The organism is Streptomyces europaeiscabiei (assembly GCF_001550375.1).
Lineage (GTDB): Bacteria > Actinomycetota > Actinomycetes > Streptomycetales > Streptomycetaceae > Streptomyces > Streptomyces europaeiscabiei.
In genome coordinates, this window is record NZ_LRTR01000236.1 from 1 (window position 1) to 6,248 (window position 6,248).

At 72.6% G+C, this 6,248-nt stretch carries 6 protein-coding genes; 3 read left to right on the forward strand and 3 right to left on the reverse strand.

Annotation, left to right across the window (positions count from 1 at the left end; all coding sequences use genetic code 11):
- Positions 1-344: 344 nt before the first annotated feature.
- Positions 345-1,562, forward strand: a complete 1,218-nt coding sequence (locus AWZ10_RS11390; protein WP_060891004.1) for a threonine aldolase family protein — start codon at positions 345-347, stop codon at positions 1,560-1,562.
- Positions 1,563-1,604: 42 nt separating this feature from the next.
- The gene (locus tag AWZ10_RS11395; RefSeq protein ID WP_046705115.1) at positions 1,605-2,726 is read left to right on the forward strand and encodes a DUF5937 family protein; all 1,122 of its coding nucleotides are present in this window, start codon (positions 1,605-1,607) and stop codon (positions 2,724-2,726) included.
- 66 nt (positions 2,727-2,792) lie between these two features.
- Here AWZ10_RS11395 and AWZ10_RS11400 read toward each other — a convergent pair whose 3' ends face one another.
- The 3 genes from AWZ10_RS11400 to AWZ10_RS11410 form a co-directional block, all read right to left on the reverse strand.
- Positions 2,793-3,425, reverse strand: a complete 633-nt coding sequence (locus tag AWZ10_RS11400) for an AAA family ATPase (protein ID WP_060891005.1) — start codon at positions 3,423-3,425, stop codon at positions 2,793-2,795.
- Positions 3,426-3,520: 95 nt separating this feature from the next.
- Positions 3,521-4,195, reverse strand: a complete 675-nt coding sequence (locus tag AWZ10_RS11405) for a response regulator transcription factor (RefSeq protein ID WP_046705109.1) — start codon at positions 4,193-4,195, stop codon at positions 3,521-3,523.
- A 58-nt stretch (positions 4,196-4,253) separates the two neighbouring features.
- A complete protein-coding gene (locus AWZ10_RS11410; protein ID WP_046705110.1) occupies positions 4,254-5,456 on the reverse strand; it encodes a sensor histidine kinase in 1,203 nt (400 codons plus the stop codon).
- A gap of 118 nt (positions 5,457-5,574) precedes the next feature.
- Between AWZ10_RS11410 and AWZ10_RS11415 the strand changes: the two genes are divergently transcribed.
- Positions 5,575-6,248: SAM-dependent methyltransferase (locus tag AWZ10_RS11415; RefSeq protein WP_341846085.1), on the forward strand; the 674-nt coding region annotated here is incomplete at its 3' end.

A 6,248-nucleotide genomic window follows, 5' to 3' on the forward strand; every position in this document is an offset into this window, starting at 1 on the left:
CGCCAGCGCGGGGCCGACGCGCCCGGCGCCCACGACACCGACGGCGAGCCGCGCGGGGCGGTCCTTCGGCTCTGGTTGCTGGAATGTACTCACTCGGTGGTGGCCTTCCCGTTCCAGTCCGCTCTGGGTACCGGACGATTTCTCGTCATGTTAACGCGATTGGTTCGAGGGGCGTCCGGTTGTCCACAGGCTGTGGGCGGTCGCGAGCCGTCACGAGCCGTTTCCGCAGGTCGCCTCCACGGGTGGGGGGCGAGGGCCGGGAGCGCGGTCCGAGAGCACGGACACCGGTGCGAAAACCCGGTGCCGGGTGGGACGGGCCGGGGGATGATCCCGGGATGAGCGAGATGGCGGAGACGGCGCAGACGACTGGGTCGGCGGAGACGGCGCAGACCACCGCGGAACAGGCGGCCACCGAGGAGTCCCCGGCGGTTCTGCGGTACAAACGGCGGCAGGCCGCCCATCGGGCGGCCGAGCGGGTGCTGTCGCGGACCAGCGCGCTGGCGACGCTCCGGGAGCGGCTGGCGCTGCTGGACGCGGCCGGGGACGTGTACGACCTGGACGAGACGGCGGACATGTACGGCAACGGGGTCGTCGAGGCCCTGGAGAAGCGGACCGCCGCGCTGCTCGGCATGGAGGCCGCCGCGTTCTTCCCGACCGGCACGATGGCCCAGCAGGTGGCCCTGCGCTGCTGGGCGGCCCGCACCGGGAACCCGACCGTCGCCCTGCACGCGCTCGCCCACCCCGAGATGTATGAGCGGCATGCGTTCAGCCAGGTCAGCGGGTTGCGCCCGGTCCGGCTGACGAGCGAGCCGCGGCTGCCGACCGCCGACGAGGTCCGCGGTCTCGACGAGCCCTTCGGGGCGCTGATGCTCGAACTGCCCCTCAGGGAGGCCGGCTTCGTGCTGCCCTCCTGGGAGGAGCTGACGGAGCTCACCGAGGCGGCGCGCGAGCGGGACGCGGTGGTCCACTTCGACGGGGCCCGCCTGTGGGAGGCCGCGACCCACTTCGGCCGCCCCGTGGACGAGATCGCGGCCCTCGCCGACAGCGTCTACGTGTCGTACTACAAGTCCCTCGGCGCCTACGGCGGTGCCGCGATCGCCGGCCCCAGGACCCTCATCGACGAGGCGAAGGCCTGGCGGCACCGGTACGGCGGCCAGCTCTTCCAGCAGTTCCCCACCGCGCTGTCGGCCCTCGTCGGCCTGGAGCGCGAGCTGCCCCGGCTGCCGGAGTACGTCCGCCACGCGCGCGTGGTCGCCGCCGCGCTGCGCGAGGGGTTCGCGGCGGCGGGGGTGCCGTGGGCCCGTGTGCACCCCGAGGAGCCCCACACCAACGAGTTCCAGGTCTGGCTGCCGTACGAGGTCGACGTCGTCGCGGAGGCCGCCGTCCGCCAGGGCGAGCAGACGGCCGCGCTGCTGTTCGCCCGCCCTTGGGACCGCGGTGGGCCGGGGCTGGCCGTCACGGAGATCGAGGTACGGGCCGCCGCGCTGGAGTGGACGGCGGCGGACGTGCACAGGGCCGTGGCGGACTTCGTGGCTCTGGTGGAGAAGGTCGCGGGCGAATAGGCGCGGGGGGGCGTTGTCAGTGGTCGGATGCACCATGTGGTCATGAGCGTGCGCATCGGCATCACCGGACTGCGGCGGGAGAGGGTGGCCGTCGTGCCCTCGCCACTGGCCGAGCTGGGCATGGCGCTGCACGTGCTGTCCGAGCCGGGCCACCATCCGGGGCTGCGGGGCTGGGCGACGGGGGTGACCGCCCGGCTCGACGCGCATCTCGCCGACCGGCTGTCCGAAGCGGACTTCCTGTGGCGCACGTCGTTCTCGGACCTGTTCATGCCGTTCGCCGGGATCCCGGGCCGGGACACCCTCCCGGGTGCGACGCTCGCCGACGACCTCGATCTGCTGGACAAGCTGACGGACGACCAGTTCGTCGACGCCGGGCTGGAGTTCGTCTGCACCCCCGGTTACGCGTACGACTCGCAGCGGCCCGGTGCGCTGTCCGACGCGGAGATGCGGCGGCGCGCCCTGGAGCTTGCCGCCGCGCGCGGCCCGCAGCAACTGCGGTTCGCCCGGCGGCTGCTGGAGGATCCGCCCGGCGTGCGGGCCTGGCTGCGGCAGTTCCTGGAGGACTGCGACGAGGCCTTCTTCGCCGAGACCTGGTCCCGGCTGTGCCACCCGCTCGCGGCGGACGCCCGCCACAAGACGGAGCTGCTGCGCCACAGGGGCCTGGCCGAGGCGCTGGCCGCCGTGTCGCCCTCGATGGCCCTGGACGGCGTCGGGAGCGCGGCGGAGCGGATCGTCGTGGACAAGCTGGTCGAGGGCCGTACGCACACCGGCGACGGCGGCCTGCTGCTCGTGCCGACCAGCCTGGGGCGGCCCCATCTCACCGTCCTGCACCGGTTCGGCTGGCAGCCGGTGATCCAGTACCCCGTGAGCGCGGCCGAGCCCGCCGCCCCGCTCTCCGTCGAGCAGCTGGCCCTGCGCATGACCGCGCTGTCCCACCCCGTCCGCATGCGCCTGTGCCGCAATCTGGCCCGCAGCGCGAACACCACGGGCGAGCTGGCCCAGATGCTGGGCATGACACCGCCGGAGATATCCCGCCATCTGTCCGTCCTCAAGAAGGCGGGCCTCCTGACGACCCGCCGACGGGGGCGGTACGTGCTGCACCAGCTGGACGTGACGGTGGTGGCCCGCCTGGGGAGCGACGTCCTGGAAGGGTTGCTCAGGTAGGGCCGACGACCGGGACAGGGACCGGTATCGCGGCCGAGTTCGGTGTCCTCGTACTCGATGTTGACGTCAGTCGAACCGGATGTGCCGGGCGCCGACCGCCGCCTGTCGCAGCCGGGTCCGCAGGGCGCCCTCGTGGTTCGGCCTGAGCCGGAGGCCGGCCAGGGCGGCGATGCGGTCGGCGGTCCTCGGGACGGTCGTGCGGTCGGTCCACAGGTGCTCGGCGAACTCCGGTTCGCGCAGCCGTTCCAGGCAGTGGTCGAGCTGTCCGACGGCCCAGCTCTCCCGGCGGAGCGGGGCGTTCTTCCCGGCGACGTACTGGAGAAGATGCCCGAAGCCGCGTTCACGGAGCCGCTTCAGCACGGTCTCGCGCTGGGCGAGGAGCGTGAAGTGGCGTACCTCGTGGCCGAGTTCGCGCAGGCGGCCGACGGTTTCCGCGAAATGGACGGGGCTGGTGACCGTCATGGGGGCGATCACCACACCGTCCCGCTCGGTGAGGGCGAGGTCCAGGACCTCGACCACGCCCTGCCGCCAGGCGGCCAGGTCCTTGAAGTCCGCGCGCAGTTCGGGCGGCAGCATCCGGTGGAGACCGAAGCCGACGTGCTCGGGATCGCAGACGACGCTGCCCGGAAGCCGCCGCCGAAGCTCGTGCGCGGTCTGTGTCTTGCCGCCCCCGAAAGGGCCGTTGATCCACAAGAGCATGCGCGCACCCTGGTGCGCGGTGATCACGCCAGGGTCACGCTCTCCAGCGGCCGGGCTTCCTGTGGCTCGGCCGGGACCGGCGGGCTCCGGGGTCCTCAACCCTGTCCGCCGCCCGCCCGTACCAACCCCGTCTCGTACGCCAGGACGACCACCTGGACGCGGTCGCGGAGGCCCAGCTTGGTGAGGATGCGGCCGACGTGGGTCTTGACCGTGGCCTCGGAGAGGACGAGGCGGGCGGCGATCTCGCCGTTGGAGAGGCCCTGGGCGACGAGGATCATGACCTCGCGTTCGCGTTCGGTGAGCCGCTCCAGCTCCTTGTGATGGGGTTGCGTTCCGGTGCTCGGGAGCATCGGGGCGAACCGGTCGAGCAGGCGCCGTGTGGTGGAGGGCGCGACCACCGCGTCGCCGCTGTGCACGGCACGGATCGCGGCCAGCAGCTCGCCGGGCGGCACATCCTTGAGCATGAAGCCGGAGGCACCCGCCTTCAACCCGGAGAAGGCGTACTCGTCGAGGTCGAAGGTGGTCAGGATGAGCACCTTCGGCGGGTTCGGGTCGGCGCAGATGCGGCGGGTGGCCTCGACGCCGTCCAGCTTCGGCATCCGGACGTCCATGAGGACCACGTCCACGTCGGTCGCCCGTACGACCTGCAGGGCCTCGACACCGTCGCCCGCCTCCGCCACGACCTCCATGTCCGGCTGGGCCGCCAGCACCATCCGGAACCCGGTGCGCAGCAGCACCTGGTCGTCGACGAGCATTACGCGGATCGCCATCGGGTCCTCTTCCGTGTCTACAGCAGGTCTACAGGTGCCAGCGAGTGGCATGCCCGTGTCAGTGTGCGGGCTTCAGGGGCAGCAGCGCGCTGATCCGGAATCCGCCGCCGGGGCGGGGGCCCGCGTCCAGCGTGCCGCCGACCATACCGACGCGCTCGCGCATACCGATGAGGCCGTGCCCCTGACCGTCGGCGCCGCCCTCCTCGTACAGCTCGTGGGGCGCCCCCTTGCCGTCGTCCTCGACGAGCAGACCGAGGCCGTCGTCGAAGTAGACCAGCCGGACGCTCGCACCGGTGTTCGGGCCGCCGTGCTTGCGGGTGTTGGTGAGGGCCTCCTGGACGATGCGGTACGCCGTCAGCTCCACACCGCTGGGCAGCGGGCGCGGGGTGCCCTCGATCTTGAAGTCGACGGGCAGGCCGGCCACCCGGCACTGCTCGACGAGGTCGTCGATCTGCTCGACATCGGGCTGGGGGACGTACTCGCCGACCTCCTTGTGCTCACCGGTGCGCAGCACGCCGAGCAGGCGGCGCATCTCGGCGAGGGCCTGCCGGCCGGTGGAGGAGATGGTCTCCAGAGCCTTCTTCGCCTGGTCGGGGGCGGCGTCGAGGACGTAGGCGGCGCCGTCGGCCTGGACGACCATGACGGAGACGTTGTGCGCTACGACGTCGTGCAGTTCCCGGGCGATCCGGGCGCGCTCGGCGGCGACCGCGACCTTGGCCTGTGCCTCGCGCTCCTTCTCCAGCCGGGCGGCGCGCTCCTCCAACTGCGCGAAGTACGCGCGGCGGGTGCGCAGGGAGTCTCCGAGCACCCAGGCCAGGGCGAACGGCACGGTCAGGACCACCGCGAGCACCGCGTTGCCCAGCGTGCTCGTCTGCTGCTCGGTCCAGCGCAGCTGCGCCAGCGACGCCGCGCAGAGGCCGCCGCCCAGGGCGAACCAGGAGGCCCAGCGGGCGCCGTTCGCCGCGACCGTGTAGATGACCACGAGCATCGCGAAGTCGGCCGGGATTCTCGGCACGTCGAGGATCAGCTGCGCGAAGCCCGCCGCGGCGGCCAGCATCAGCATCTTCTCGGGCATGCGGCGCCGCAGGGCGATCGACAGGCACAGGGCGAGCGAGATCACCGCGAACGCGGTCTCGTTCATGCCGTCCGCATAGTTTCGGTCGATCGCTCCGCTGACCAGGGTCGTCCCGAGCAGGACGACGGCCCAGAAGCTGTCGACCCATGTCGGATGTCGGCGGAAGAAGTCATAGAGGCGCTGCACGTGACCCAGCGTAGGGATGCGCGCGGTGTGCCGGGGTCAACCGGAGGGTCGATCCGTGACCGGGCCACGTACTCCCCAAGGTGGAGGTCGTGTTACCCGTTCCGCTTAGCCTGACGTGATGATGGATCGCCCAACAGCTCGGGAGGACCTCTCGTCGTGCGACTGCGGGTCGTCCGCGGCCGGCCGCGCCCCCGGTGAAGCGCGGCCCTGGCGCTGCTGGCGCGCGGCGACCCATGAGGCCCTGTACGGGCCCGGCGGCTTCTACCTGCGGCCGGAGGGGCCCGCCGGGCATTTCCGGACCTCCGTGCACGCGTCCTCGCTCTTCGCCTCGGCCGTGGCGCGGTTGCTGTGCCGGGTGGACGAGGCGTTGGGACGGCCGGACGGGCTGGGGTTCGTGGACATGGCCGCCGGGCGGGGCGAACTGGTGAGCGGGGTACTGGCCGCGCTCCCCTCCGGTGTGGCGAAGCGCACGCGCGCGTACGCCGTCGAACTCGCCGACCGGCCCGTCGGCCTCGACGACCGCGTCGAGTGGGTCGCGGCCGCGCCGGAGGGAATCACCGGGCTGCTGTTCGCCAACGAGTGGCTGGACAACGTGCCCGTGGAGGTCGTCGAGGTGGACGCGGCGGGCGCGGCGCGGCTGGTGCTCGTACGGGAGGACGGGAGCGAGCTGCTCGGGGAGCCCGTCGGCGGGGAGGACGCCCGGTGGCTGGACCGGTGGTGGCCGCTGGACCCTCAGGAGGGGCGGCGGGCCGAGATCGGGCTGCCCCGGGACCACGCGTGGGCCGCCGCCGT

Bases quoted from the DNA above. Each gene is read 5' to 3' on its own strand.
- AWZ10_RS11390 (WP_060891004.1), top strand. From the start codon at position 345: ATGGCGGAGACGGCGCAGACGACTGGGTCGGCGGAGACGGCGCAGACC.
- AWZ10_RS11395 (WP_046705115.1), top strand. From the start codon at position 1,605: ATGAGCGTGCGCATCGGCATCACCGGACTGCGGCGGGAGAGGGTGGCC.
- AWZ10_RS11400 (WP_060891005.1), bottom strand. From the start codon at position 3,425: ATGCTCTTGTGGATCAACGGCCCTTTCGGGGGCGGCAAGACACAGACC.
- AWZ10_RS11405 (WP_046705109.1), bottom strand. From the start codon at position 4,195: ATGGCGATCCGCGTAATGCTCGTCGACGACCAGGTGCTGCTGCGCACC.